General features: G+C 51.3%; 31 protein-coding genes. 15 read left to right on the top strand and 16 right to left on the bottom strand.

Features of this window, described 5'->3' with window-relative positions; genetic code table 11:
- Positions 1 to 44: 44 nt before the first annotated feature.
- Positions 45 to 272: a YceK/YidQ family lipoprotein gene (locus ACJHYO_RS08375; RefSeq protein WP_001237205.1), complete on the top strand. Its 228-nt coding sequence runs from the start codon at positions 45 to 47 to the stop codon at positions 270 to 272.
- Here the strand turns inward: ACJHYO_RS08375 and ACJHYO_RS08380 are convergent, their stop codons facing one another.
- The 3 genes from ACJHYO_RS08380 to lpxL all read right to left on the bottom strand — a co-directional run bounded on the left by ACJHYO_RS08380 (position 273) and on the right by lpxL (position 3,048).
- The gene (locus ACJHYO_RS08380) at positions 273 to 647 is read right to left on the bottom strand and encodes a MysB family protein (RefSeq protein WP_021580660.1); all 375 of its coding nucleotides are present in this window, start codon (positions 645 to 647) and stop codon (positions 273 to 275) included. It lies immediately after the preceding gene.
- Positions 648 to 729: 82 nt separating this feature from the next.
- Complete coding sequence (gene mdtG, locus ACJHYO_RS08385) at positions 730 to 1,956, bottom strand: multidrug efflux MFS transporter MdtG (protein WP_000074159.1); 1,227 nt, start codon at positions 1,954 to 1,956, stop codon at positions 730 to 732.
- Between the two features lie 171 nt (positions 1,957 to 2,127).
- A complete protein-coding gene (lpxL, locus tag ACJHYO_RS08390; RefSeq protein ID WP_001295958.1) occupies positions 2,128 to 3,048 on the bottom strand; it encodes a kdo(2)-lipid IV(A) lauroyltransferase in 921 nt (306 codons plus the stop codon).
- Between the two features lie 224 nt (positions 3,049 to 3,272).
- Here lpxL and ACJHYO_RS08395 point away from each other — a divergent pair, with 224 nt between their 5' ends.
- Positions 3,273 to 4,325 (top strand): rhodanese-related sulfurtransferase, encoded by a 1,053-nt coding sequence (locus ACJHYO_RS08395; protein ID WP_021580662.1) that lies wholly within the window; start codon positions 3,273 to 3,275, stop codon positions 4,323 to 4,325.
- Between the two features lie 41 nt (positions 4,326 to 4,366).
- Here ACJHYO_RS08395 and ACJHYO_RS08400 read toward each other — a convergent pair whose 3' ends face one another.
- The 10 genes from ACJHYO_RS08400 to mdtH form a co-directional block, all read right to left on the bottom strand.
- On the bottom strand, positions 4,367 to 4,942 hold the full coding sequence (locus ACJHYO_RS08400) for a YceI family protein (protein ID WP_000749266.1): 576 nt from the start codon (positions 4,940 to 4,942) through the stop codon (positions 4,367 to 4,369).
- A gap of 3 nt (positions 4,943 to 4,945) precedes the next feature.
- A complete protein-coding gene (locus tag ACJHYO_RS08405) occupies positions 4,946 to 5,512 on the bottom strand; it encodes a cytochrome b (RefSeq protein WP_000011130.1) in 567 nt (188 codons plus the stop codon).
- A 261-nt stretch (positions 5,513 to 5,773) separates the two neighbouring features.
- Positions 5,774 to 5,887, bottom strand: a complete 114-nt coding sequence (locus ACJHYO_RS08410; protein WP_001253739.1) for a YceO family protein — start codon at positions 5,885 to 5,887, stop codon at positions 5,774 to 5,776.
- Positions 5,888 to 5,934: 47 nt separating this feature from the next.
- Positions 5,935 to 7,053, bottom strand: coding sequence for an N-methyl-L-tryptophan oxidase (gene solA / locus ACJHYO_RS08415; protein ID WP_000872794.1), 1,119 nt, complete (start codon positions 7,051 to 7,053; stop codon positions 5,935 to 5,937).
- 114 nt (positions 7,054 to 7,167) lie between these two features.
- Complete coding sequence (gene bssS / locus ACJHYO_RS08420; protein ID WP_000414438.1) at positions 7,168 to 7,422, bottom strand: biofilm formation regulator BssS; 255 nt, start codon at positions 7,420 to 7,422, stop codon at positions 7,168 to 7,170.
- 289 nt (positions 7,423 to 7,711) lie between these two features.
- The gene (gene dinI / locus ACJHYO_RS08425) at positions 7,712 to 7,957 is read right to left on the bottom strand and encodes a DNA damage-inducible protein I (RefSeq protein WP_001217754.1); all 246 of its coding nucleotides are present in this window, start codon (positions 7,955 to 7,957) and stop codon (positions 7,712 to 7,714) included.
- 73 nt (positions 7,958 to 8,030) lie between these two features.
- Positions 8,031 to 9,077, bottom strand: a complete 1,047-nt coding sequence (gene pyrC / locus ACJHYO_RS08430) for a dihydroorotase (protein WP_000126520.1) — start codon at positions 9,075 to 9,077, stop codon at positions 8,031 to 8,033.
- A 105-nt stretch (positions 9,078 to 9,182) separates the two neighbouring features.
- The gene (locus ACJHYO_RS08435; RefSeq protein WP_001443229.1) at positions 9,183 to 9,743 is read right to left on the bottom strand and encodes a lipoprotein; all 561 of its coding nucleotides are present in this window, start codon (positions 9,741 to 9,743) and stop codon (positions 9,183 to 9,185) included.
- A gap of 133 nt (positions 9,744 to 9,876) precedes the next feature.
- Entirely contained in the window at positions 9,877 to 10,524 is a 648-nt protein-coding gene (gene grxB, locus ACJHYO_RS08440) for a glutaredoxin 2 (protein WP_000780912.1), read from the bottom strand.
- Positions 10,525 to 10,587: 63 nt separating this feature from the next.
- Complete coding sequence (mdtH, locus tag ACJHYO_RS08445; RefSeq protein WP_000092206.1) at positions 10,588 to 11,796, bottom strand: multidrug efflux MFS transporter MdtH; 1,209 nt, start codon at positions 11,794 to 11,796, stop codon at positions 10,588 to 10,590.
- A 235-nt stretch (positions 11,797 to 12,031) separates the two neighbouring features.
- Between mdtH and rimJ the strand changes: the two genes are divergently transcribed.
- The 4 genes from rimJ to murJ all read left to right on the top strand — a co-directional run bounded on the left by rimJ (position 12,032) and on the right by murJ (position 15,844).
- Positions 12,032 to 12,616, top strand: a complete 585-nt coding sequence (gene rimJ / locus ACJHYO_RS08450; RefSeq protein WP_000468186.1) for a ribosomal protein S5-alanine N-acetyltransferase — start codon at positions 12,032 to 12,034, stop codon at positions 12,614 to 12,616.
- A 10-nt stretch (positions 12,617 to 12,626) separates the two neighbouring features.
- On the top strand, positions 12,627 to 13,274 hold the full coding sequence (locus ACJHYO_RS08455) for a YceH family protein (RefSeq protein ID WP_021531226.1): 648 nt from the start codon (positions 12,627 to 12,629) through the stop codon (positions 13,272 to 13,274).
- 1 nt (position 13,275) lies between these two features.
- Positions 13,276 to 14,199, top strand: coding sequence for a Gfo/Idh/MocA family protein (locus tag ACJHYO_RS08460; RefSeq protein ID WP_021580664.1), 924 nt, complete (start codon positions 13,276 to 13,278; stop codon positions 14,197 to 14,199).
- 109 nt (positions 14,200 to 14,308) lie between these two features.
- Positions 14,309 to 15,844 carry a murein biosynthesis integral membrane protein MurJ gene (murJ, locus tag ACJHYO_RS08465; protein WP_085455305.1) on the top strand — a complete coding sequence of 512 codons (1,536 nt, stop codon included), beginning with the start codon at positions 14,309 to 14,311 and terminating at the stop codon, positions 15,842 to 15,844.
- Positions 15,845 to 15,883: 39 nt separating this feature from the next.
- On the opposite strand, the gene flgN is transcribed toward murJ, so the two are convergent.
- The 3 genes from flgN to flgA form a co-directional block, all read right to left on the bottom strand.
- Positions 15,884 to 16,300 (bottom strand): flagella biosynthesis chaperone FlgN, encoded by a 417-nt coding sequence (gene flgN, locus ACJHYO_RS08470; protein ID WP_000197366.1) that lies wholly within the window; start codon positions 16,298 to 16,300, stop codon positions 15,884 to 15,886.
- 4 nt (positions 16,301 to 16,304) lie between these two features.
- On the bottom strand, positions 16,305 to 16,598 hold the full coding sequence (gene flgM / locus ACJHYO_RS08475; RefSeq protein WP_000020884.1) for a flagellar biosynthesis anti-sigma factor FlgM: 294 nt from the start codon (positions 16,596 to 16,598) through the stop codon (positions 16,305 to 16,307).
- Between the two features lie 75 nt (positions 16,599 to 16,673).
- A complete protein-coding gene (gene flgA / locus ACJHYO_RS08480; protein WP_000879681.1) occupies positions 16,674 to 17,333 on the bottom strand; it encodes a flagellar basal body P-ring formation chaperone FlgA in 660 nt (219 codons plus the stop codon).
- Between the two features lie 155 nt (positions 17,334 to 17,488).
- On the opposite strand from flgA, the gene flgB reads away from it, so the two are divergent.
- From flgB to flgJ, 9 genes are all read left to right on the top strand, one after another.
- Positions 17,489 to 17,905 (top strand): flagellar basal body rod protein FlgB, encoded by a 417-nt coding sequence (gene flgB / locus ACJHYO_RS08485; protein WP_000884702.1) that lies wholly within the window; start codon positions 17,489 to 17,491, stop codon positions 17,903 to 17,905.
- A gap of 3 nt (positions 17,906 to 17,908) precedes the next feature.
- The gene (gene flgC, locus ACJHYO_RS08490; protein WP_001196460.1) at positions 17,909 to 18,313 is read left to right on the top strand and encodes a flagellar basal body rod protein FlgC; all 405 of its coding nucleotides are present in this window, start codon (positions 17,909 to 17,911) and stop codon (positions 18,311 to 18,313) included.
- 11 nt (positions 18,314 to 18,324) lie between these two features.
- Positions 18,325 to 19,020, top strand: coding sequence for a flagellar hook assembly protein FlgD (gene flgD, locus ACJHYO_RS08495; protein ID WP_000020484.1), 696 nt, complete (start codon positions 18,325 to 18,327; stop codon positions 19,018 to 19,020).
- Positions 19,021 to 19,044: 24 nt separating this feature from the next.
- Positions 19,045 to 20,250 (top strand): flagellar hook protein FlgE, encoded by a 1,206-nt coding sequence (flgE, locus tag ACJHYO_RS08500; RefSeq protein ID WP_085455306.1) that lies wholly within the window; start codon positions 19,045 to 19,047, stop codon positions 20,248 to 20,250.
- Between the two features lie 19 nt (positions 20,251 to 20,269).
- Positions 20,270 to 21,025 (top strand): flagellar basal-body rod protein FlgF, encoded by a 756-nt coding sequence (gene flgF, locus ACJHYO_RS08505; RefSeq protein WP_000349324.1) that lies wholly within the window; start codon positions 20,270 to 20,272, stop codon positions 21,023 to 21,025.
- A gap of 136 nt (positions 21,026 to 21,161) precedes the next feature.
- A complete protein-coding gene (gene flgG / locus ACJHYO_RS08510) occupies positions 21,162 to 21,944 on the top strand; it encodes a flagellar basal-body rod protein FlgG (RefSeq protein WP_000625837.1) in 783 nt (260 codons plus the stop codon).
- 52 nt (positions 21,945 to 21,996) lie between these two features.
- A complete protein-coding gene (gene flgH / locus ACJHYO_RS08515) occupies positions 21,997 to 22,695 on the top strand; it encodes a flagellar basal body L-ring protein FlgH (RefSeq protein WP_001295442.1) in 699 nt (232 codons plus the stop codon).
- Positions 22,696 to 22,706: 11 nt separating this feature from the next.
- Positions 22,707 to 23,804, top strand: a complete 1,098-nt coding sequence (flgI, locus tag ACJHYO_RS08520) for a flagellar basal body P-ring protein FlgI (protein WP_000589300.1) — start codon at positions 22,707 to 22,709, stop codon at positions 23,802 to 23,804.
- Positions 23,804 to 24,745 carry a flagellar assembly peptidoglycan hydrolase FlgJ gene (gene flgJ / locus ACJHYO_RS08525; RefSeq protein ID WP_021580667.1) on the top strand — a complete coding sequence of 314 codons (942 nt, stop codon included), beginning with the start codon at positions 23,804 to 23,806 and terminating at the stop codon, positions 24,743 to 24,745. The genes flgI and flgJ overlap by 1 nt, the downstream gene beginning before the upstream one ends.
- The last annotated feature ends 60 nt before the right edge of the window (positions 24,746 to 24,805 follow it).

The raw sequence follows: 24,805 nt of genomic DNA on the forward strand, positions 1-24,805 counted from the left end.
AAATACCGGCGTTATGCCGGTATTTTTTACGGAAGAGGTATCAAATGCGTTTAATTGTGGTGAGCATAATGGTGACCTTGCTGAGTGGCTGTGGCAGCATCATTAGTCGCACTATACCGGGGCAGGGGCATGGCAACCAATATTATCCCGGTGTGCAATGGGACGTGCGTGACTCCGCCTGGCGTTACGTCACGATCCTTGATCTGCCATTCTCCCTGGTTTTCGATACTTTACTGCTGCCGATCGACATTCATCATGGCCCGTATGAGTGATTAACGCTCATCCCACTCATCAGCTGCTGTGCGTCCTTCCTCGGTATCCAGCGGTGGCTCAAGCTGAAATTCCCCCTCGTCCCATTCATGTAATGTATTCTCATCTTGCCACTCCTGGCGGATCTCAATCTCATCATAGTCGCCGTCAAAGACACTTTGCGCAGCTTCACCGCTAAGCATGGGTAAACATTCACCTTCTTCCCCTTCGTCGGCAAAAAACTCAACTTGCCACATGATGTCGCCGTCCTGCAAAACGTATTTTTGGGCATTGAACTGTTGCACATTCGCGTTTTCGGCGTCGACGCCGGGGTTGTCTGCAAGAAATTCTTCGCGTGCAGCGTCAATGGCTTCTTCAAGCGTTGCGTACATGGTCATCACGATTCTCCCTTTGAGTTGATGAGGTTTCAGGGAAAAGGATAGCTGATTCTCCGCTTTTGCAAGTATGAAAGGCGAAAAATCAGTTCGATATCTGGGGGATTCGACGACGACGTAGACTGTTCCATGAATAGACTGCGTTGAATAACACTACGCCAGCGGTGACGAGAAATACCGCCCTGAAACCGTAGTTCGCTGAAATCGCTGCTCCCATCAATGGTCCGGTAACGTTGCCAATATCACGAAACGATTGGTTATAGCTGAAGATACGCCCGGCGATCTGGTTGCTCGAGTTATAAACTAATAGTGTCTGTACGGCGGGGAGTAGTGCACCATCGGCGGCACCGAGCAAAAAACGTAAAATCCCAAGTTGTAATGGCGTCTGAACGTAAGACATTGGGATCAACAGCAGTACAGAAAAGATCAGCGCTGTAATCAGGATCTTTTCGGGTCCGATTCGATCGCCAAGTTTGCCGAGTCGTGGTGCACTTAGCAGAGCCGCCACGCCTGGCACCGAGGCGATCATGCCACTGATAAAGGCGACGTTACTGACGTTACCCGCCAGTTCGCGGACATACAGCGTCAGAATGGGGGCAATTGAGCCCGTCGCCACCTGGATGATTAACGTGGTGACAAACAGGCTGAGTACCAGTTTCGGGTTTTTAAGTGATGTCACCACTTCCCGCATATGCAGCATCTCTTTTTTGCTGACCGGCTGGAATTTTTCTCTGATGCAAAACAGGGTGACGAAAAAGCAGAGTATGAGCACACTGGCGGTAATAAAGAATACCGGACGTAAGCCGTAGCTATCGGCGAGCAAACCGCCAGCCATTGGGCCGAGCAACGCGCCGCTAACGCCGCCTGTGGAGAGCGTACCCAGCGCCCAGCCGCTTTTATTACGCGGTACTTGTGTGGCGATAAGAGCATTAGCGTTGGGGACAAATCCGCCAAGTAAACCAAGAAGCGCCCGCAGGATCAAAAACTGCCAGATATTTTGTGCCAGTCCCATCAACACCATCACGATGCCCATGCCGAGAGCAGAGCGTAATAGCATGATTTTTCGGCCTTTACGGTCGGCGAGTCCACCCCAAAACGGTGAGGCGATGGCCGAAAATAAAAATGTAATGCTGAAGACAATACCGGACCACATATTCAGGGCGGAGTGGCCGGTAACGCCAAGCTGCTCAACGTAGAGGGGTAAGAAGGGCATTACCAGGCTGAAGGCGGCACCGGTAAGAAAACAGCCTAGCCAGGCGACGATCAGGTTTCGTTTCCAGTTTATAGGGGTGTCATTTTCACAGGGTGACATAGCAATCCGCTGTTGGTGCGCCAGGCGCGGTGAACATAAGAAGAAAAGATAAGCACACTAATTATGCGCCCGACTTCCAGGGGGCGCAATCCAGAGAGCTTTTATCGCTAAATCAGGGGGATTTTCTGTGGTAATGCCGGATGCCATTCTGAAGCATCCAGCATGGAAGATTTAATAGCGTGAAGGAACGCCTTCCGGGCGTGTTTTAAAGCGACGGTGTAACCACATATACTGCTCTGGTGCCATCATGATGCATTTTTCGACCACTTTGTTCATCCACGCGGCGGTAGTTTCGGCATCATCCAGCGGCGGAGAACACTCTGGCGGCAGTATAATCAACTGATACCCTTTGCCATCTGGCTTACGGCGTGGAACGAAGGGCACCAGACATGCGCCGGACATCCGTGCCAGCATCCAGGTTCCGGTCGTGGTCGCAGCCTGCTCAACGGCAAACAACGGGACGAAAACGCTTGAGCGCGGGCCGTAATCATGATCCGGTGCGTACCAGACCACTTCGCCTTTTTTCAGGGCTTTAATCATGCCTTTTAAATCTTTGCGGTCGAGCATCGATTTATTTGAGCGCAAACGGCCCCAGGTTTGTAGCCAGTCAATCAGTGGATTATCGTTCGGGCGGTAAACGCCAATCCCCGGTTCCTGCATACCAAACTGCCGCGCACCCAGCTCCAGTGTCAGAAAATGGATGCCAACTAACAGGATGCCGCGTTTTTGCGCCTGCACGTCACGAATGTGTTCCATGCCGATCACTTCCGTCCAGCGGGCGATTCGGCGGTCCGGCCAGAACCACGCCATGCCGGTTTCCATCAGGCCCATGCCAACGGATTCGAAATTCTTCACCACCATTTTACGGCGTTCTTGTTCGCTCATTTCCGGAAAGCACAGTTCCAGGTTGCGATGCACAATTTTTGCGCGTCGTTTCATAAAACGTAACGCCAGTTTTCCTAATCCACAACCGAGGCGGTAGATAACCGGGTAGGGCAATTGCACGACCAACCAAAGTACGCCAATACCCAACCAGGTTAACCAATAACGCGGATGAAGCAGTGCGGTGGAGAACTTGGGTAGATTCGTCATATCAATCCTGTTTTTCAACCTATACGGGCAATTGTATGTATTGTCGCATTTTTTCGTCCGCAACCAAAATTTGTGACTGAAGATTGGGCGAAATTGCCGCGCTTGTAAATAACAAATAATTTTTAATGCTAAAATGTAGCGTAAAATGTGTGGATGTTAATTATCGATAATTGCTATATCATGCCGCGGATTTTTACTTTCCCATCTCGCAGGAACCGTACACCATGCCAGTGTTACACAACCGCATTTCCAACGACGCGTTAAAAGCCAAAATGTTGGCTGAGAGCGAACCGCGAACCACCATTTCGTTTTATAAGTATTTCCACATTGCCGATCCTAAGGTGACCCGTGACGCTTTATATCAACTGTTTACCGCGCTGAATGTTTTTGGGCGAGTGTATCTGGCGCATGAGGGCATTAACGCGCAAATCAGCGTACCTGCGAGCAATGTTGAAACATTTCGCGCGCAGCTCTATGCCTTCGACCCGGCTTTAGAGGGTTTACGCCTGAATATCGCGTTGGATGATGACGGGAAATCCTTCTGGGTACTGCGTATGAAGGTACGCGATCGCATTGTTGCCGACGGTATTGACGATCCTCACTTTGATGCCAGCAATGTTGGTGAGTATCTGCAAGCGGCAGAAGTGAACGCCATGCTTGACGATCCCGATGCATTGTTTATCGACATGCGTAACCACTATGAGTATGAAGTGGGGCACTTTGAAAACGCGCTGGAAATACCGGCAGATACCTTCCGTGAGCAGCTGCCAAAAGCAGTTGAGATGATGCAGGCACATAAAGATAAAAAAATCGTCATGTACTGCACCGGCGGCATTCGTTGTGAAAAGGCCAGTGCCTGGATGAAACATAACGGATTCAACAAAGTCTGGCATATCGAGGGCGGAATTATTGAATACGCCCGTAAGGCGCGCGAGCAGGGCTTGCCGGTGCGTTTTATTGGCAAAAATTTTGTTTTTGACGAGCGGATGGGCGAACGAATATCTGATGAGATTATCGCGCACTGCCACCAGTGCGGTGCGCCGTGCGACAGCCATACCAACTGTAAAAATGATGGCTGCCATCTGTTGTTTATTCAGTGTCCAGTATGTGCGGAAAAAAACAAAGGTTGTTGTAGTGAGATTTGCTGCGAAGAAAGCGCGTTACCGCCAGAGGAACAGCGACGCCGTCGGGCAGGACGTGAAAATGGCAATAAGATCTTTAATAAGTCTCGTGGACGTCTGAATACAACACTGGGCATTCCTGATCCAACAGAATAAATATCATTGCCGGATGCGTGCCATCCGGCAACATTTCACTCTTACTTCTGCTGTACGCCTTCCACTGAAATAATCAGATCCACTTCCTGAGACGCTGGACCTAAATCTGTCTTGATATTGAAGTCTTTGAGCTTGATTTTGCCTTCGGCCTCAAAGCCTGCACGTTTACCGCCCCACGGGTCGTCACCCTGACCAATTAATTTCGCTTCCAGTGTGACGGGCTTGGTTACACCATTCAGCGTCAGATCGCCGGTAATATCCAGTTTGTCACCGTCTTTCTTCACGCTGGTGGAGGTGAATGTTGCCTGTGGATATTTTGCGGTATTGAGGAAATCCGCACTGCGAAGATGTTTATCGCGTTCGGCGTGATTAGTATCGACGCTGGTGGTGTTAATTGTCACATTCACTTTATCGGCAGCTGGATTTTTTTCATCAAAGGTAAAAGTACCGTCGAAATCTTTGAAGGTGCCATATAACCAGCTATAGCCAAGATGCTGGATGCGGAAGTTAACAAAGGCGTGCTGACCTTCTTTGTCAATTTTGTAATCGGCGGCAACCGCTGAACCGGCAGAGAACATCAAGGAAGCGAAGGTTAAACCAAGCAGGCTTTTTTTCATTTTTTATACTCCATAGTCAGATGACGACTTTCCCAGCATGCGCTTCAGAGTGTCGTCTTTATCGATGAAATGATGCTTCAGGGCCATAAATCCGTGCATAACGGACAGTACTACAACGCTCCACGCGAGCCAAAAATGCAGGGCACCGGCAAAGTCAGCCTGTGCGCCAGCGTCGGAGAGGGTCGCGGGGACGTCAAACCAGCCAAAAACGCTGATCGGTTTACCATCGGCAGTTGAGATCAGATAGCCGCTGATGCCGATGGCGAACAGCAATAGGTACAATGCGAGATGTCCAGCTTTTGCTGCAAGACGAGTCATGGGCAAATAACTCGGCAGCGGACCCGGCGGTGGAGATATGACACGCCACAGAACGCGAATAACCAGCCCCATCATTAACAAAATGCCGATGCTTTTATGCAGTTCCGGTGCCTGGTGATACCAGCCATCGTAATAACTGAGCGTGACCATCCACAGACCTAAAGCAAACATGCCATAGACAATAATTGCGCTTAGCCAATGTAAGGCCGCAGATATAACACCATAGCGTTCAGGGGTATTTGTGAATGACATAAGTACATCCAAAACGAATTTGCGAGAGAAAGAAAATGGCGTGTCGGAGAATGAATTGCAACACAAAAATAACAAATTGAATGATATTTATTTTTATTTCAATAATTTTGAATTAATAATGAAAGAATCTTCATAAGTTTAGTGGGTTCAGCATCTGGAAGGTCTAGTGAGTGCTGTAGAGGCAGGAAGAATCTCATTCAATTTTTCACGCTAAATGAAAGGGAGATTAAATATTTGTCAGTTTATGTCAGTGCGGAAAAACTAAAAATAAAACACGTAGATTAGGTCCATAATTGCTAATAGTCCCCAGAGAAAAAGATAAAGCATCAGATGCTCGCGAATATTATTAATGAGATAGTTCACCAACCGACGCATTAAATACCCCTGTAAAAACGGCCTCATTCTGGAGGCCGTAATGATGATTATTGGAAGCGGGAAAGCCTGAATGGCGTCAAATCAAAATCGCTTTTTTTGTCTTGCGCAAAATCGGCAGCTATTTCCCCTAAAACTGACGCAAATTTAAAACCGTGCCCACTCAGGCCGGTAATAAGCAGGGTATTATCGTGGCCGGGTAAGGTATCGATAATAAAATCCTCGTCAGGCGAATTATCATAGGTGCAGGCAGCGCCGTACAGGCAGCAGCCGATACCCGGCAACACATTGCGCAAGAACGGGAAGGCTTCCGAACCATCGCTGACCACTTCCGCAAACGGAACACGTTCATCCGCTGAATGGATAACCTGGCCTCCGTTATGTTTGCCAATCTTCAACGCGTCGTTTTCTGCCGGAAAACCATAATATTGATCGCCATTGGGCAGTTCACCGGTAAATGCCGGGAATTTATTCTTCACGCTATAGCGGCCATCGGCCTGATACCAGGCAAATACTTTGCGTACGGGCTGGACAGGCAGCTCCGGGAGTAGGTCTTTTACCCATGTTCCCGCGCAGACAATCGCTTTTTTCGCCTGATACTCACCGTCAGCCGTTTCAATAGTTACGCCATCATCGTCATGACGAATTGCGGTGACCGGGCAGTTGAACAGCTGCGCACAGCCCGCTTCCTTCGCCAGTTGGATCCAGGTTTTAATCGCCAGTTCGCTGCGCAAAAAACCGGAATCAGTTTCAAATAAACCGATGTAGTTGTCCGGGACGCGTATTTCTGGCCAGCGGGCCATAATCCCTTGCGCGTCGAGCTTTTCAACGTTGAGTTGCCACTGTTCGGCGCTGTGGGCGACGTTGGCGAGAAATGCGGAGTCAGCCGGACCGAGGTTAATGACACCAGAGCGTACAAAAATGGGATCATCTTCGTTGTGGCGGGAAAGTTCATCCCACAGCATTTGCGCGCGGAGGACCAGCGGGACATACTTTTCACCTTCACCATAAGCATGGCGAATTAATCGCGTATCGCCGTGGTGGCTGCCGTGTTGATGTGGTGGCATATGGGCGTCGGTCATTAGCACGTTTAAACCGGCGCGGGTTGCATAATACCCGGCGGCAGCGCCTACGGAACCGCTGCCAATAATGATGAGATCGTATTTCATTTTTTTCTCTCTGCTCTCATGGTTTAAGCAGAGTAATTAACTGAATGCAGATATACAACCCAGAAATGGTAAAGGCACCGGTGAGGTGCCTTTTGGGTGGATGGTCATGTCATGTTAATGACGCCGATACTCGTTTACCTGGAAATCACCGGATTCAATTTTGGCGATTCCTGCTTCTAATATCGAAATAAATTGTCTGGCAACATCAGTGGTTAACCAGAGCGTCTGACCAACTTCAGTCCCTTCCTGCTCGGACTTATTTGGGGTCTGGTAGTGCAAACGCAACATCAGCGCATCATAGCTATCAACGGTGCTGATGTCCCACCCTACGAGCGGATGAGTCTGAATGACTTCATTATTTTTTTCCATCATGGCCCCCTAATTCGTGTTACTAGACAACGTTATTCGAGGTTCAATGCGTTTTTATCTGAAGCAACTTCAGTATACCAATAAGTAAGGGTATTCACCGAATTTTTAAAGGGGGGAACAGATAAATTTCTACTTTTAAGATTGATATGAACAATAAAACAGCATGTCATTCATATTTTTTTAGCATATTGTGCAATTATTTTGAGGGAGTGTAGAAATTTTGTACTCACAATTCGCAAGTAAAATAAAAAAGCCGGGGCGACCCGGCAAAAACAAAAATCACTGCATATTATTCGCTGACAAACCAGTCATCGGCGCTTTCCCACGTTTCCTGGAGAATTTCGCTAATGCGCTGTTTATCTTCTTTTGTCGCGCCAATAACCGATAAATTATTTGCTGCGGCATAACGTACCGATACGTGGCCTTCATTATCAGGAAACGCATACTGAATACGGCGGGAAAGTTCGCCAGCCAGGGCGTCAATAGCCCCAGCTGGCAATGGAGAAGTTTTCGCTATGGTGACTTCAATTCGCATAATAGCCCCCTGTTGAATATACTGGTTATTTATACAGGTAAAATAACCTAATGACAACAGGAAGCTACGATTTTTATTGTTTAACGGACCAGCGTACCGTTTCTCCGGCGAGGAATGGCACCAGCGTGTCATCAGTCAGTGCGATGCTTTCAGCAACCTGTTGCTCTTCACGTACCAGTTCGATGAATGTGTCGTTGACCGGCAAGCCATAGAACTGCGGGCCGTTTACAGAACAGAATGCTTCAAAGTGCTGCAAAGCATTCATCTCTTCAAAGACGGTAGCGTAACTGCCCAGCGCAGTTGGGGCGTTGAAACAGCCCGCGCAGCCGCAGCTGCTCTCTTTGCGATGACGTGCATGTGGCGCAGAATCCGTTCCGAGGAATACACGATTAAAACCGCTGGCGACCAGTTCACGCAATGCCTGTTGGTGGATATTGCGTTTGAGGATGGGTAGACAATACAGGTGCGGACGCACGCCACCAACCAGCATATGGTTGCGGTTAAACATCAGATGCTGCGGAGTGATGGTGGCAGCCAGCCGTTCATTTCCGTCACGGACATAGTCGGCAGCGTCTTTGGTGGTGATGTGCTCAAAAACGACTTTCAGTGCAGTCAGGCGCTGGCGCAGCGGTTCCATCACGCTTTCTATAAAGCGCGCTTCACGATCAAAAATGTCGATATCTGCATGTGTTACTTCACCATGCACCAGTAGCGGCATACCGATTTTTTCCATGCGCTCAAGTACCGGCATGATTGCGTCAACTGACGTAACGCCGTGGCTGGAGTTAGTGGTTGCGTTTGCCGGATAAAGTTTTGCAGCGGTGAACACGCCTTCGTTAAATCCGCGCTCCAGCTCATTAGGATCCAGCGAATCTGTTAAATAACAGGTCATCAGCGGGGTGAAATCGTGCCCGGCAGGTACGGCGTCAAGAATGCGCTGGCGATACGCCACGGCAGCCTCAACGGTGGTCACGGGCGGAGCCAGATTGGGCATTACGATAGCCCGTCCATAAATTTCGCTGGTATACGGCACGACAGTTTTTAACATGTCGCCATCGCGGAGGTGAAGGTGCCAGTCGTCTGGGCAGCGGATCTTTAATACCTGGGATGGTGCAGTCATTAATCTCTATGCTCCGGCTGAAGGGATGTTTTTGCCGGACACAAAGGATAAGCGGAAACGTTTTCCTTTGCACGAAAAATAAAGGGCGCGAATGCGCCCTCGTGATTAATCAGTAAACGGAATGACAATTTCGCCTGGCTTCACTTCAATGCCTTTCGCCAGTTTCTTCGCCATTGCTTCGCCCTGGCTGCCATCTTCGCGCAGGACGTAAGCAGGTTGCTGGTTAAAGTAATTGCGTAATGCCTGGTTTAAATAGGGAAGCAACGTTTGCATCACCGTTTGCATTTTTCCCGGTTGTACCGTCGCATCGACCACTTCCATCTCTTTCAGGAAGATCGCGCCTTTTTCTTTATCAAACACGGGCAGCGCTTTCAGCTTCAGTTTCATGGTCGCTTTCTGGCTACCGAACAGGGAGTTCATGTCCAGATTGGCGTCTCCGGTTAGGGTAACCTTATTCGGCTCTTCGCGACCAATTTGGCTGGTCAGGTTTGTCAGAACAATATGGGCGTCAGCCACGCCGGGTAAACCGATATCTTTTGAGAAATTATTATGTTTCGCAAGCGACTGGTTAATTTCTTGTTCGGTGATGGTGTATTGGGTGAGTTGATTACAGCCAACGAGCAGGCCACTGACGATCAATGCAGCGGCAAATAAAAACTTGTTCATGGTAGTCCTCGACATGAAATCTGCGTCAATATCCTGACACAACGCAGCATGTGTCACCAGCGATAAACGCGCCAGCAGAAAAAACTGAAAACGGCGGCAACCCGCGAATACAGGCTGCCGCGGCGGGTCAGGATTAAATCGCCATTGATGATAACAAATTGATTTGTGTCTGTTTCGCCATATTATCGCGGTAATCAGCAACGCGGCTTGGCCAGTTGATTCCGGCTACTAGCGTCAGATTACGCAGGAGCGGAAATAGCTGAATATCATCTTCCGAAAGTTCGCCATTCACGGCGTTCGGTTTGACGATCAGTTTGTCCAGCGCACGTAAATCATCGCTGATATTCTTAATCAGACCGTCAGAGTGGGCCAGCAGGTCGGCAAAATTACCCGCGCTGGCCTCTTTCTTGTCGACGAAATATTTGCGCGCGGCAGGAGTAGAAAACTCATCAAATGCCGATTTGGCAAAACGCGGCAACAGCAGTTTGTTGGCGTAGCCATTGACCTTGCGCAGCCACTCTTCAATGGCAGGGGAACGTTTGCCGGTCAGTAACGGTTTGCCGTCGAGTTTATCGACATAGTGAACGATGTCCATGCTTTCTGGCATATAGCGGCTGTCATCTTTTTGCAGAATGGGAACCTGTTTTTGACCGACCATCCGGGTGGGTGTTTCTGCGTCGTCGTTGAGCAGAACATGTAATTCGACGGGGATATTTTTCAGGCCGAAAATCATGCGGGCTTTGAGGCAGTAAGGGCAGTGATCGTAAATGTATAGCTTCACGTGACTCCTCCATTTGGCTATCAGTTCACTTTCAGTATGGAGGAGTCAGGGGGGAGTATCAAATCAGGCGTCGCGTTCAAGCAAACGACGCGCGGCGCGTTTCTGGCTAAACTGCCAACCCAGCGCAAGGAAAGTGAAGATGCCAATAATGCCCAGCATCATCCACGGAAGCTCTGGCTGGTGCGCCGATTTGCCCAGATCAAACAGCCAGCCGCCACCGATATAACCAATAGCGCCGCCAATCGCCAGACCCAGACGGCTAAACCCCATATAGCTGCCGCGAGCTCTTGCGTCTGCCAGCGAAGCACTTAAGGTTTCACGCGCAGGCTCGGCAATGATCGACCCGATATAAAACAGACAAATCAGGGTGAAAAGTTGTTGCAGGCCGCTGACCATGCCCACTGGCATCATGCTTAATGACATTATCAACAGCCCAGCCATTAACCGGTGTTCCAGACGAAAATGCTTTTCACTCCAGCGGGCGATAGGGTAGAGCAACGTTAACGACAGACACGCTTCAATGGCATACATCCATTTAACGGCAGAGGGCGCGCCAGCCACGTCGTTGACCATAATTGGCAGCATCAGCATCACTTGTACAGCCAGCATGTAGTAACCCGCCAGCGTCAGGACATAGGTGACAAAACGCTTGTCGCGCATCACGCGGGTCATGCCTTCGCGAACGGGCGTGCGCACGGTGGAGAGTTTCCATGCCGGTAACAACCACGCATTGAACGCTGCACACAGCACAAACAAAACTGCCCCTGTGGCGCAGACCAGGCGAAAGTCGTATTGCAACAGCCAGCTCCCCAACAATGCGCCAATGACCGCACCGGCACTGTCCTGCATCATCAACAGCGAGAAAAAACGACCACGCTGCTGTGGACGGATTAATTTCACCACCAGCGCCGAACGCGGAGGATCAAACAACGTGCCGCCGAGTCCCGAAAGCAGGCATGAAAACCACAGTAGCCACGGTTCGTGGGCGATACCCATTGTGGCGAATCCGGCGGCACGCATCAGCATACCGGTGACAATCATCGGTTTGGCACCAAAGCGGTCGGCAATTGCGCCGCCGAAAATACCCAGACCTTGCTGAATAAACTGGCGTAGACCGAGGGCAATACCGACCATGACGGCGGCCCAGCCCATTTGATCAACGAAGCGGATAGAGATCAGCGGGAAGACAACAAAGAACCCCAGCACGACCAGCATATTATCGATGAGCAGGAAATATTTACCCAGGTTCCTCGCCTGCGACACGCGGGACATTTCCCCTCCCGGGAAATAAAAGATGAGCACTTTCTATTCTGCATTGCCGCTAAGACTTTTCCCATCACTTCGGGGACAATATTTTTTTATCAAAACGTCGCTTTGATAGAGAGTTTTTATCAAATATGTGAATAATGCAGAAAATGGCATTCTGGACTTTTCACAGGGTCTGGTTGCGCAGGTATAGTAATACTTACAGCGTATTAAAGACGTTACGGGAAGGAGTAGGTATAGAATGTTTGGCTATCGCAGTAACGTGCCAAAAGTGCGCTTAACCACAGACCGACTGGTCGTGCGTCTGGTGCATGATCGTGATGCCTGGCGTCTGGCGGATTATTACGCAGAGAATCGCCATTTCCTCAAGCCCTGGGAGCCAGTGCGCGACGAAAGCCACTGTTATCCATCAGGCTGGCAGGCCAGGCTAGGGATGATTAACGAATTTCATAAACAAGGTTCAGCTTTTTACTTTGGCTTATTCGACCCGGACGAAAAAGAGATTATTGGCGTTGCCAATTTTTCCAATGTTGTTCGCGGCTCTTTTCATGCCTGCTATCTCGGTTATTCGATTGGGCAAAAATGGCAGGGCAAAGGACTCATGTTTGAAGCCCTGACCGCAGCCATTCGTTATATGCAGCGCACCCAACATATTCATCGCATTATGGCTAATTATATGCCGCACAATAAACGTAGTGGTGATTTACTGGCGCGACTGGGTTTTGAAAAAGAAGGCTATGCGAAAGACTATCTGTTGATTGATGGACAATGGCGCGATCACGTACTGACGGCATTAACTACCCCAGACTGGACGCCCGGCCGCTAAGGAGAATCTCATGAAATATCAACTTACTGCCCTGGAAGCTCGCGTGATTGGTTGCTTGCTGGAAAAGCAGGTGACCACGCCGGAGCAATACCCGCTCTCAGTCAATGGTGTAGTCACGGCCTGTAATCAGAAAACGAACCGTGAACCGGTTATGAATCTGAGTGAATCTGAAGTGCAGGAACAGCTGGATAATCTGGTCAAACGTCATTATCTACGCACGGTGAGCGGTTTTGGTAATCGGGTCACCAAATATGAGCAACGTTTTTGTAATTCAGAATTTGGCGATCTGAAACTGAGCGCCGCAGAAGTGGCGTTAATCACCACGTTGTTATTGCGTGGTGCCCAGACGCCGGGGGAACTGCGCAGCCGCGCCGCGCGAATGTATGAATTCAGCGATATGGCGGAAGTGGAGTCGACGCTGGAACAACTGGCGAATCGCGAAGATGGTCCTTTTGTGGTGCGTCTGGCCCGCGAACCGGGTAAACGCGAAAGCCGCTACATGCACCTTTTCAGTGGTGAGGTTGAGAATCCGCCGGCGGTAACGGATATGTCGAACGCAGCTGACGGTGATTTACAGGCCCGCGTCGAAGCCCTGGAAATCGAAGTGGCAGAACTGAAACAGCGTCTTGATTCGTTGCTGGCCCATCTGGGAGATTAAAGTGAAAAAATTACGTATCGGCGTAGTGGGGTTAGGCGGCATCGCGCAAAAAGCGTGGTTACCGGTGCTGGCGGCAGCGTCTGACTGGACGTTACAAGGTGCGTGGTCGCCTACGCGCGCCAAAGCCCTGCCAATTTGTGACAGCTGGCGCACTCCTTATGCTGATTCGTTATCCAGCCTTGCCGCCAGTTGCGATGCGGTTTTTGTGCATTCCAGCACCGCCAGCCACTTTGATGTGGTCAGTACGTTACTCAATGCGGGGGTACATGTCTGTGTCGATAAACCGCTGGCAGAAAATCTGCGCGATGCTGAACGGCTGGTGGAACTGGCGGCGCGGAAAAAACTGACGTTGATGGTCGGTTTTAACCGTCGTTTCGCACCACTCTACGGTGAGTTAAAAACGCAACTCGCCACCGCGTCCTCGCTAAGAATGGATAAACATCGTACCAATAGCGTCGGGCCACACGATCTTTATTTCACATTGCTGGATGATTATTTGCATGTGGTTGATACCGCGCTGTGGTTGTCAGGTGGCCAAGCCTCTCTGGATGGCGGTACGTTACTGACTAACGACGCTGGCGAAATGCTGTTTGCCGAGCACCATTTTTCGGCTGGTCCTTTGCAGATCACCACCTGTATGCATCGCCGTGCCGGAAGTCAGCGTGAAACCGTGCAGGCCGTGACTGATGGTGCGCTCATCGACATTACGGATATGCGCGAATGGCGTGAGGAGCGCGGGCAGGGCGTAGTGCATAGACCGATTCCTGGTTGGCAGAGTACGCTTGAGCAACGTGGATTTGTCGGCTGTGCTCGGCACTTCATTGAATGCGTGCAAAATCAGACAGTTCCGCAAACCGCCGGCGAACAGGCCGTGCTGGCGCAACGTATCGTTGACAAGATCTGGCGCGATGCGATGAGTGAATAAACCCTGTAACATCTGGCGGTAGCAATTCACCATAATCCAGGTAGACTATTCGCCTCTTTCAGCGCCTGCCTTGCAGGCGTTTTGCCCGTGGGTCTGGATTAGAACACCGATGAATTTATTAAAATCGCTGGCCGCCGTCAGCTCGATGACCATGTTTTCGCGTGTGCTTGGCTTCGCACGTGACGCAATTGTCGCCAGAATCTTTGGCGCAGGGATGGCAACCGACGCCTTTTTCGTCGCTTTTAAACTTCCTAACTTGTTGCGCCGTATCTTTGCCGAAGGGGCATTTTCCCAGGCATTTGTACCGATTCTGGCAGAATATAAAAGCAAGCAGGGTGAAGACGCCACGCGGGTCTTTGTCTCTTATGTTTCTGGCCTGCTGACACTCGCACTGGCGGTTGTGACGGTCGCTGGCATGCTCGCTGCACCGTGGGTGATCATGGTGACCGCGCCAGGCTTCGCTGACACTGCCGACAAATTTGCCCTGACCAGCCAGCTACTAAAGATAACCTTTCCCTATATCTTGCTGATCTCCCTGGCGTCGCTGGTGGGAGCGATTCTGAATACCTGGAACCGCTTCTCAATTCCGGCGTTTGCCCCGACATTGCTCAATATCAGCATGATTGGTTTTGCGCTGTTTGCCGCGCCGTACTTTAATCCACCGGTGCTGGCGCTGGCCTGGGCTGTTACGGTCGGCGGCATCCTGCAGCTGGTGTATCAGCTACCTCATCTGAAGAAGATCGGCATGCTGGTTTTGCCACGCATTAACTTCCACGATGCCGGAGCAATGCGCGTGGTGAAACAGATGGGACCGGCGATCCTTGGCGTCTCTGTGAGCCAGATCTCCTTAATCATCAACACCATTTTTGCCTCGTTTCTTGCTTCCGGTTCGGTGTCGTGGATGTATTACGCCGACCGCTTAATGGAGTTTCCGTCCGGTGTACTGGGCGTGGCGCTTGGCACCATTTTGCTGCCGTCGCTGTCGAAAAGTTTTGCCAGTGGCAATCATGATGAATACAACCGTTTGATGGACTGGGGGCTGCGTCTTTGTTTCCTGTTGGCGCTGCCGAGTGCGGTTGCGTTGGGCATTCTTTCAGGTCCGTTAACCGTTTCGCTGTTCCAGTACGGTAAATTTACCGCCTTTGATGCGCTGATGACCCAGCGGGCGTTAATTGCCTACTCGGTGGGTTTGATTGGCCTGATTGTAGTGAAAGTGTTGGCTCCTGGCTTTTATTCCCGCCAGGACATTAAAACGCCAGTGAAAATTGCCATCGTTACGCTGATTTTAACGCAATTGATGAACCTGGCGTTTATTGGTCCGTTGAAACATGCCGGGCTGTCACTTTCTATTGGTCTGGCGGCGTGTCTGAATGCTTCGCTGCTTTACTGGCAGTTGCGTAAGCAGAAAATCTTTACCCCGCAACCCGGCTGGATGGCGTTTCTGTTGCGTCTGGTGGTGGCGGTACTGGTGATGTCTGGCGTGCTTTTAGGTATGTTACATATCATGCCGGAGTGGTCATTGGGTACCATGCCCTGGCGTTTACTGCGTTTAATGGTGGTCGTGCTGGCGGGGATTGCCGCGTACTTCGCTGCACTGGCGGTACTGGGCTTCAAAGTTAAAGAGTTTGCCCGCCGGACGGTGTAACAATGCATTCCGGCCTGCAGTGCAGGCCGGAGATAATCTTCAGATCGAAATCTTTTTACTGCCGCGATGGGTTGTTGAGGTCTGACCGTTCGCTCCATATAGCGTCGGTTCCTGATGCGGTTTCAACATTTCCAGCGCCTGTTGATTGCGTTCAATCTGTCCTTCCAGTAACCAGCCGTTATGTTGATTCATTTGGCGTAGTTGCTGCGTTTTCACAGTAATTTCCTGCCAGCGTTGACTAATATCAACGCTATTTGCTGAATTGGGTTCTTTCCTGCGTAACTGTTCGAGGTAATCCAGCGTCGCCAGCAGAGAGCTTTTTTGTTCTGTAATCCATTGCAACTGGCTGCCGTTGATCTGCCCCATATAGAGATGTTGCTGCTCTTGATCCATTACCGTTTTGAGATCGTTAAGCACAGCGGACATCTGGTCGAGGATCTCTGCAAGACGCGTCATACGATCAGTTACTCTGCAAGTCTTGCTGCGCTTCGTTGATCAGCGCATCGGCAATTTTGCCGGTGTCCATTTTTAGTTCACCGTTACGAATCGCCAGCTTTAACGCTTCGACACGTTCAAGATTGATATCACTGCTGCCGGGTTGCATCAGTTTTGCTTGCGCGTCGCTTAAAGTCACACTGGTGCTGGTGGAGGCGGTTGTTTTTGCCGCCCGGGTGTTTGTTACCGGCGCGTCAGTGGTTTCGCGCGGTTGAACGGTGCTTACTGGCTTCAGAGGCGAAGTGCGATCAATACTCATGGTTTATTCCTCATTGAGGGCGCTTTTATCATGTGTTGCTTATTTATCGGCAAGGGATGGGTTATCTTTAACAGCTTACAGGTTTATAAGAATATTCCCATCTGCATCAACAACGCCGCTGACCACCTGTCCCGATACCATGCGCACCCGCGCATTCTGTGCGACGGCAGCATTGTTCAGCGCCTGACCTTCTGCGTTGGCGCTAAACCCATAACCGCTGGCGATCACGTTGACGCGTTGTCCCGCTTTTACCCGCCATGCCTGGCGAAACTGGGTTAACTGGATAGGTTGATCGGGTGATAGATCGCGCAGGCTAACGGCATCAACAAGTTGATTGATATCCAGCACCGTACGCGGTGGCAGGGTGTCCAGCCGTCCGCGTTTCAGTTTGACATTGCCAGCTTCCAGCTTTTCTCCCCGCACAATGGGCATTGCGGCAACCACATAATTTCCTGTGGCCTGCACATTAACCTGTAAATATCGTTTGTCGTTACCGCAGCGTGCCAACACATTCACATTGCCCCACAGGCGGGAATTATTGCTCATCGAAAGCAATGGCTGCTCGCACGGCGGCAGTAGATTGGGCGCTGTACGAATAGAAACACGAACCTCATCACTTACCCCCGCGAGCTGGGCGCTAAAAAAGGTGTGCAATTGCGATGTGAGATTGCTCGCCGCACTTAACGGACTGAACAGTATCGCGATGATCGCCACGCGACGTTTTATTGCCAGCATTTTCGCCCCCCAGCCATTTCTACAACGTGAATTGTACCTGTCCGCAATGACCATCAACGGCATAAATAGCGACCCATTTTGCGTTTATTCCGCCGATAACGCGCGCGTAAAGGCATTTAAGCTGATGGCAGAATTTTGATACCTGCGGAGGAGATATGCTCGATAAGCTCGACGCCGCCTTACGTTTTCAACAAGAGGCGCTCAATCTGCGCGCCCAGCGTCAGGAAGTGCTGGCAGCAAACATCGCCAATGCCGATACCCCTGGTTATCAGGCTCGCGATATCGATTTTGCCAGTGAACTTAAAAAAGTCATGCAACGTGGACGGGATGCAACAAGTGTGGTTGCACTGACGATGACCTCAACGCAACACATTCCGGCGCAGGCGCTGACGCCTCCTACCGCAGAACTGCAATACCGTATTCCGGACCAGCCTTCGCTTGACGGTAATACCGTCGATATGGATCGCGAACGCACCCAGTTTGCCGATAACAGCCTGCAATACCAGATGAGCCTTAGCGCGTTGAGCGGGCAGATCAAAGGCATGATGAACGTTTTACAGAGCGGAAATTAACGGATGGCACTGCTGAATATTTTTGATATCGCCGGGTCGGCGTTAACTGCCCAGTCCCAGCGCCTGAACGTGGCGGCCAGTAATCTGGCGAATGCTGATAGCGTGACCGGTCCCGATGGACAGCCATATCGGGCAAAACAGGTGGTATTCCAGGTTAACGCTGCGCCAGGTGCTGCGACAGGCGGCGTAAAGGTTGCCGATGTTATAGAAAGTCAGGCTCCGGACAAACTGGTTTATGAACCGGGTAATCCGCTGGCGGATGCAAAGGGCTACGTGAAAATGCCAAACGTTGATGTCGTCGGGGAGATGGTTAACACCATGTCGGCGTCACGCAGTTATCAGGCCAATGTTGAAGTGCTCAACACGGTGAAAAGCATGATGCTGAAAACCCTTACGCTCGGTCAATAAAGGAGAAAGCTATGTCCATTGCGGTAACCACCACCGATCCGACGAATACCGGCGTCAGTACCACCAGCAGTAGTTCGCTCACGGGCAGCAACGCCGCAGATTTACAAAGCAGTTTTCTGACTTTGTTGGTGGCGCAGCTGAAAAACCAGGACCCGACCAATCCAATGGAAAACAACGAGCTGACGTCGCAATTGGCACAAATCAGCACGGTCAGTGGGATTGAAAAACTCAATACCACGCTCGGATCTATTTCCGGACAGATTGATAACAGCCAGTCGTTACAGGCCAGTAACCTTATCGGTCACGGCGTGATGATCCCCGGTACCACAGTTCTTGCGGGAACCGGCAGTGAAGAAGGGGCTGTGACCACGACCACGCCGTTTGGTGTTGAGTTGCAACAGGCAGCAGACAAAGTGACGGCCACCATCACCGATAAAAACGGCGCGGTCGTCCGTACCATTGATATCGGTGAACTGACTGCCGGAGTCCACAGTTTCACCTGGGACGGTACGTTGACTGACGGCAGCACTGCGCCGAACGGTTCTTACAATGTAGCGATTAGCGCCAGTAACGGTGGTACACAACTGGTTGCCCAACCGCTGCAGTTTGCTCTGGTGCAGGGGGTGATCCGCGGCAACAACGGTAATACGCTGGATCTTGGCACTTACGGCACCACTACCCTCGACGAAGTACGGCAGATAATTTAAGCCTTCACATTTCAGGAGTCAGTCATGGCCTTTTCTCAAGCGGTTAGCGGATTAAACGCTGCCGCCACCAACCTCGATGTTATTGGCAACAATATCGCCAACTCCGCCACCTACGGCTTTAAATCAGGCACGGCCTCTTTTGCCGATATGTTTGCCGGTTCGAAAGTGGGACTGGGGGTAAAAGTTGCTGGTATCACTCAGGACTTTACCGATGGCACGACCACCAACACCGGGCGTGGTCTGGACGTTGCTATCAGCCAGAACGGTTTTTTCCGTCTGGTAGACAGCAATGGTTCGGTGTTCTACAGCCGTAACGGACAATTTAAGCTGGATGAAAACCGTAACCTGGTGAATATGCAAGGTTTACAGCTGACGGGTTACCCGGCAACCGGTACGCCGCCGACTATTCAGCAAGGGGCGAATCCGACCAATATTTCGATTCCGAATACCCTGATGGCAGCGAAAACTACCACCACGGCGTCGATGCAGATCAACCTGAATTCCAGTGATTCGCTTCCCTCTGTTAACGCATTTGATGCCAGCAATGCGGATAGCTATAACAAAAAAGGTTCGGTGACTGTTTTCGATAGTCAGGGTAATGCTCATGACATGAGCGTCTACTTTGTGAAGACCGGGGATAATCACTGGGATGTTTACACCCTGGATAGCAGTGATCCAACAGGCACAGCTAACCCTGCAACGACGCTGGTGTTTAATGCCAATGGCGTTCTGACCTCAGATCCAACAAAGGATATTACCACCGGCGCAATTAACGGCGCAGATCCCGCCACGTTTAGCCTGAGCTTCCTCAACTCCATGCAGCAAAATACCGGCGCTAACAACATTGTGGCAACCACCCAGAACGGCTACAAACCGGGCGATCTGGTGAGTTATCAAATCAATGATGACGGTACGGTTGTCGGCAACTATTCCAACGAACAAACCCAACTGCTGGGGCAGATTGTACTGGCGAACTTTGCCAACAACGAAGGTCTGGCATCCGAAGGCGACAACGTCTGGTCCACTACGCAATCTTCTGGCGTGGCGCTGTTGGGGACAGCCGGGACGGGCAACTTTGGCACACTGACCAACGGGGCGCTGGAAGCGTCCAACGTCGATCTCAGTAAAGAACTGGTCAATATGATCGTTGCCCAGCGTAACTATCAGTCTAACGCCCAGACCATCAAAACCCAGGACCAGATCCTCAACACGCTGGTTAACTTACGCTAATCGCTGACGGGATAGCTCAATGGATCACGCAATTTATACCGCGATGGGAGCAGCCAGCCAGACGCTGAATCAACAGGCGGTAACCGCCAGTAATCTGGCCAATGCCTCTACGCCCGGTTTTCGCGCGCAGTTAAACGCCTTGCGCGCAGTGCCGGTGGAAGGGCTTTCACTGCCCACGCGCACGCTGGTAACGGCGTCAACACCGGGTGCAGACATGACACCCGGCAAGATGGATTACACCTCGCGCCCGCTGGACGTTGCGTTGCAGCAGGATGGTTGGCTGGCCGTGCAGACCGCTGACGGCAGTGAAGGGTATACGCGTAATGGCAGCATTCAGGTTGATCCCACCGGGCAACTGACAATTCAGGGACATCCGGTGGTAGGCGAGGCGGGGCCAATTGCTGTGCCGGAAGGGGCGGAAATCACTATTGCTGCCGATGGCACAATCTCGGCGCTGAATCCGGGCGATCCGGCAAATACGGTTGCGCCAGTGGGGCGTCTGAAGCTGGTGAAAGCCACGGGCAGCGAAGTCCAGCGCGGTGACGATGGCATTTTTCGTTTAAGCGCAGAAAGCCAGGCTAGGCGTGGGCCGGTACTGCAGGCAGATCCAACCTTGCGTGTGATGTCGGGAGTTCTGGAAGGCAGTAACGTCAATGCCGTTGCGGCAATGAGCGACATGATTGCCAGCGCGCGGCGTTTTGAAATGCAGATGAAGGTGATCAGCAGCGTCGATGATAACGCAGGCCGTGCCAACCAACTGCTGTCGATGAGTTAATTAAACGATTGATGACATTGCAATAAAAGCGCGCGGACTATTCTCTCGCCCATTTTGGGAGAGGTTAGGGTGAGGGGAAATTCGCACCGTCGCGTGCTTCTGCTCTGCTTGTCACTAATCCACTACAGGACATTTTATGATCAGTTCATTATGGATCGCCAAAACGGGCCTTGACGCCCAGCAAACCAATATGGACGTCATTGCCAACAACCTGGCAAACGTTAGTACCAACGGTTTTAAGCGTCAGCGCGCGGTGTTTGAAGATCTGCTTTATCAAACCATTCGCCAGCCGGGGGCACAGTCTTCCGAACAAACCACCTTACCATCCGGATTACAAATCGGTACGGGGGTACGCCCGGTCGCCACGGAACGTTTACACAGCCAGGGCAACCTGTCGCAAACCAATAACAGCAAAGATGTCGCGATTAAAGGGCAGGGCTTTTTCCAGGTGATGTTGCCAGATGGCTCATCAGCCTATACCCGTGACGGCTCTTTCCAGGTGGATCAGAACGGGCAGCTGGTGACGGCTGGTGGTTTTCAGGTGCAGCCAGCGATCACCATACCGGCGAATGCGCTAAGTATCACCATCGGTCGTGATGGCGTGGTCAGCGTAACACAACAAGGCCAGGCAGCTCCGGTTCAGGTTGGGCAGCTCAATCTCACCACCTTTATGAATGATACCGGACTGGAGAGCATTGGCGAAAACCTCTACACCGAAACGCAATCCTCCGGTGCACCGAACGAAAGCACGCCGGGTCTGAACGGCGCGGGACTGCTGTATCAAGGGTATGTTGAAACGTCTAACGTCAATGTGGCGGAAGAACTGGTCAATATGATTCAGGTGCAACGCGCTTACGAAATCAACAGTAAAGCGGTATCCACCACCGATCAGATGCTGCAAAAACTGACGCAACTCTAAGGCATAACCGGTGGCAGATTCACCGGTTTACTGATTTTTGAAGATGATAGCCATGCAAAAAAACGCTGCGCATACTTATGCCATTTCCAGCTTGTTGGTGCTTTCACTAACCGGCTGCGCCTGGATACCCTCCACGCCGCTGGTACAGGGGGCGACCAGTGCACAACCGGTTCCCGGTCCGACGCCCGTCGCCAACGGGTCTATTTTCCAGTCTGCTCAGCCGATTAACTATGGCTATCAACCGCTGTTTGAAGATCGTCGACCACGCAATATTGGCGATACGCTGACTATCGTGTTGCAGGAGAACGTCAGCGCCAGCAAAAGCTCCTCTGCGAATGCCAGCCGTGATGGTAAAACTAATTTTGGCTTTGATACTGTGCCGCGCTATTTGCAGGGGTTGTTTGGTAACGCTCGTGCCGATGTCGAAGCCTCCGGTGGTAACACGTTCAACGGAAAAGGCGGGGCCAATGCCAGCAATACCTTTAGCGGTACGTTGACGGTGACGGTTGACCAGGTACTGGTCAACGGCAACCTGCATGTGGTGGGTGAAAAACAGATCGCCATTAATCAGGGTACCGAATTTATTCGCTTCTCTGGCGTGGTTAATCCACGCACTATCAGCGGCAGCAATACCGTACCATCTACTCAGGTGGCGGATGCGCGCATTGAATACGTAGGCAATGGCTACATTAACGAAGCGCAAAATATGGGCTGGTTGCAGCGTTTCTTCCTTAACCTGTCGCCAATGTAAGTGAGGCTGTGGTGATTAAATTTCTCTCTGCATTAATTCTTCTACTGGTTATCACGGCGGCTCAGGCTGAGCGTATTCGCGATCTCACCAGTGTTCAGGGGGTAAGGCAAAACTCACTGATTGGCTATGGCCTAGTGGTGGGGCTGGATGGAACCGGTGACCAGACAACCCAGACGCCGTTTACCACACAAACGCTTAATAACATGCTCTCACAGCTGGGAATTACCGTTCCGACGGGCACCAATATGCAGCTAAAAAACGTCGCTGCGGTAATGGTGACGGCGTCACTTCCGCCGTTTGGACGCCAGGGGCAAACCATCGATGTGGTGGTTTCTTCCATGGGTAATGCCAAAAGCTTGCGTGGCGGTACGTTGTTGATGACACCGCTTAAGGGCGTTGACAGTCAGGTGTATGCGCTGGCGCAGGGCAATATTCTGGTTGGTGGCGCTGGAGCCTCCGCTGGCGGTAGCAGTGTTCAGGTGAACCAACTGAACGGTGGACGGATCACCAATGGTGCGGTTATTGAACGTGAATTGCCCAGCCAGTTTGGCGTCGGGAATACCCTTAATTTGCAACTTAACGACGAAGATTTCAGCATGGCGCAGCAAATCGCTGACACCATCAACCGCGTGCGTGGATATGGCAGCGCCACCGCGTTAGATGCGCGGACTATTCAGGTGCGCGTACCAAGTGGCAACAGTTCCCAGGTCCGTTTCCTTGCCGATATCCAGAATATGCAGGTTAATGTCACCCCGCAGGACGCTAAAGTAGTGATTAACTCGCGCACTGGCTCGGTGGTGATGAATCGCGAAGTGACCCTCGACAGCTGCGCGGTAGCGCAGGGGAATCTCTCGGTTACGGTCAATCGTCAGGCCAATGTCAGCCAGCCAGATACACCGTTTGGTGGTGGGCAGACTGTGGTTACTCCACAAACGCAGATCGATTTACGCCAGAGCGGCGGTTCGCTGCAAAGCGTACGTTCCAGCGCCAGCCTCAATAACGTGGTGCGCGCGCTCAATGCGCTGGGCGCTACGCCGATGGATCTGATGTCTATTTTGCAATCAATGCAAAGTGCGGGATGTCTGCGGGCAAAACTGGAAATCATCTGATGATCAGCGACAGCAAACTACTGGCAAGTGCGGCCTGGGATGCGCAATCACTCAACGAACTAAAGGCGAAAGCTGGCGAAGATCCAGCGGCAAATATCCGTCCGGTGGCCCGCCAGGTGGAAGGGATGTTCGTGCAGATGATGTTGAAAAGCATGCGCGACGCTTTACCAAAAGATGGCCTGTTCAGCAGCGAGCACACTCGCCTGTATACCAGTATGTATGACCAGCAGATTGCCCAACAGATGACGGCGGGCAAAGGTCTGGGGCTTGCAGAGATGATGGTTAAACAGATGACGCCAGAACAACCATTGCCAGAGGAGTCCACGCCAGCAACACCGATGAAATTCCCGCTCGAAACTGTGGTGCGTTATCAAAATCAGGCGCTTTCTCAGCTGGTGCAAAAGGCCGTACCACGTAACTACGATGATTCGTTGCCGGGTAACAGTAAAGCATTCCTCGCGCAACTCTCACTGCCCGCCCAACTGGCAAGCCAGCAAAGCGGTGTGCCACATCATTTGATCCTCGCTCAGGCGGCGCTTGAATCTGGCTGGGGGCAACGGCAAATCCGCCGCGAAAACGGCGAGCCGAGTTATAACCTGTTTGGCGTCAAAGCCTCTGGCAACTGGAAAGGGCCAGTCACTGAAATCACCACGACTGAATATGAAAACGGCGAAGCGAAGAAAGTAAAAGCGAAATTTCGGGTCTACAGCTCGTATCTGGAAGCATTGTCGGATTACGTTGGGCTGTTAACACGTAATCCGCGCTACGCTGCCGTGACGACCGCCGCGAGTGCGGAGCAGGGGGCGCAGGCCCTACAGGACGCGGGCTATGCCACCGATCCTCACTATGCCCGCAAACTCACCAACATGATTCAGCAGATGAAATCGATAAGCGACAAAGTGAGCAAAACCTACAGTATGAACATTGATAATCTGTTCTGAATAACTCAAGTCCGGCGGGTCGCTGCCGATAATACTCTGTAATTGAAGGCTTATAAGGAA

Origin of the sequence: Escherichia sp. WS1118, from assembly GCF_046487695.1 — a bacterium.
Taxonomy (GTDB): Bacteria; Pseudomonadota; Gammaproteobacteria; order Enterobacterales; family Enterobacteriaceae; genus Escherichia; species Escherichia coli.

What these genes read in the sequence shown, in the direction of transcription:
- ACJHYO_RS08375 (WP_001237205.1), top strand. Translation starts at nt 45, where the DNA reads ATGCGTTTAATTGTGGTGAGCATAATGGTGACCTTGCTGAGTGGCTGT.
- ACJHYO_RS08380 (WP_021580660.1), bottom strand. Translation starts at nt 647, where the DNA reads ATGACCATGTACGCAACGCTTGAAGAAGCCATTGACGCTGCACGCGAA.
- mdtG (WP_000074159.1), bottom strand. Translation starts at nt 1,956, where the DNA reads ATGTCACCCTGTGAAAATGACACCCCTATAAACTGGAAACGAAACCTG.
- lpxL (WP_001295958.1), bottom strand. Translation starts at nt 3,048, where the DNA reads ATGACGAATCTACCCAAGTTCTCCACCGCACTGCTTCATCCGCGTTAT.
- ACJHYO_RS08395 (WP_021580662.1), top strand. Translation starts at nt 3,273, where the DNA reads ATGCCAGTGTTACACAACCGCATTTCCAACGACGCGTTAAAAGCCAAA.
- ACJHYO_RS08400 (WP_000749266.1), bottom strand. Translation starts at nt 4,942, where the DNA reads ATGAAAAAAAGCCTGCTTGGTTTAACCTTCGCTTCCTTGATGTTCTCT.
- ACJHYO_RS08405 (WP_000011130.1), bottom strand. Translation starts at nt 5,512, where the DNA reads ATGTCATTCACAAATACCCCTGAACGCTATGGTGTTATATCTGCGGCC.
- ACJHYO_RS08410 (WP_001253739.1), bottom strand. Translation starts at nt 5,887, where the DNA reads ATGCGTCGGTTGGTGAACTATCTCATTAATAATATTCGCGAGCATCTG.
- solA (WP_000872794.1), bottom strand. Translation starts at nt 7,053, where the DNA reads ATGAAATACGATCTCATCATTATTGGCAGCGGTTCCGTAGGCGCTGCC.
- bssS (WP_000414438.1), bottom strand. Translation starts at nt 7,422, where the DNA reads ATGGAAAAAAATAATGAAGTCATTCAGACTCATCCGCTCGTAGGGTGG.
- dinI (WP_001217754.1), bottom strand. Translation starts at nt 7,957, where the DNA reads ATGCGAATTGAAGTCACCATAGCGAAAACTTCTCCATTGCCAGCTGGG.
- pyrC (WP_000126520.1), bottom strand. Translation starts at nt 9,077, where the DNA reads ATGACTGCACCATCCCAGGTATTAAAGATCCGCTGCCCAGACGACTGG.
- ACJHYO_RS08435 (WP_001443229.1), bottom strand. Translation starts at nt 9,743, where the DNA reads ATGAACAAGTTTTTATTTGCCGCTGCATTGATCGTCAGTGGCCTGCTC.
- mdtH (WP_000092206.1), bottom strand. Translation starts at nt 11,796, where the DNA reads ATGTCCCGCGTGTCGCAGGCGAGGAACCTGGGTAAATATTTCCTGCTC.
- rimJ (WP_000468186.1), top strand. Translation starts at nt 12,032, where the DNA reads ATGTTTGGCTATCGCAGTAACGTGCCAAAAGTGCGCTTAACCACAGAC.
- ACJHYO_RS08455 (WP_021531226.1), top strand. Translation starts at nt 12,627, where the DNA reads ATGAAATATCAACTTACTGCCCTGGAAGCTCGCGTGATTGGTTGCTTG.
- murJ (WP_085455305.1), top strand. Translation starts at nt 14,309, where the DNA reads ATGAATTTATTAAAATCGCTGGCCGCCGTCAGCTCGATGACCATGTTT.
- flgN (WP_000197366.1), bottom strand. Translation starts at nt 16,300, where the DNA reads ATGACGCGTCTTGCAGAGATCCTCGACCAGATGTCCGCTGTGCTTAAC.
- flgM (WP_000020884.1), bottom strand. Translation starts at nt 16,598, where the DNA reads ATGAGTATTGATCGCACTTCGCCTCTGAAGCCAGTAAGCACCGTTCAA.
- flgA (WP_000879681.1), bottom strand. Translation starts at nt 17,333, where the DNA reads ATGCTGGCAATAAAACGTCGCGTGGCGATCATCGCGATACTGTTCAGT.
- flgB (WP_000884702.1), top strand. Translation starts at nt 17,489, where the DNA reads ATGCTCGATAAGCTCGACGCCGCCTTACGTTTTCAACAAGAGGCGCTC.
- flgC (WP_001196460.1), top strand. Translation starts at nt 17,909, where the DNA reads ATGGCACTGCTGAATATTTTTGATATCGCCGGGTCGGCGTTAACTGCC.
- flgD (WP_000020484.1), top strand. Translation starts at nt 18,325, where the DNA reads ATGTCCATTGCGGTAACCACCACCGATCCGACGAATACCGGCGTCAGT.
- flgE (WP_085455306.1), top strand. Translation starts at nt 19,045, where the DNA reads ATGGCCTTTTCTCAAGCGGTTAGCGGATTAAACGCTGCCGCCACCAAC.
- flgF (WP_000349324.1), top strand. Translation starts at nt 20,270, where the DNA reads ATGGATCACGCAATTTATACCGCGATGGGAGCAGCCAGCCAGACGCTG.
- flgG (WP_000625837.1), top strand. Translation starts at nt 21,162, where the DNA reads ATGATCAGTTCATTATGGATCGCCAAAACGGGCCTTGACGCCCAGCAA.
- flgH (WP_001295442.1), top strand. Translation starts at nt 21,997, where the DNA reads ATGCAAAAAAACGCTGCGCATACTTATGCCATTTCCAGCTTGTTGGTG.
- flgJ (WP_021580667.1), top strand. Translation starts at nt 23,804, where the DNA reads ATGATCAGCGACAGCAAACTACTGGCAAGTGCGGCCTGGGATGCGCAA.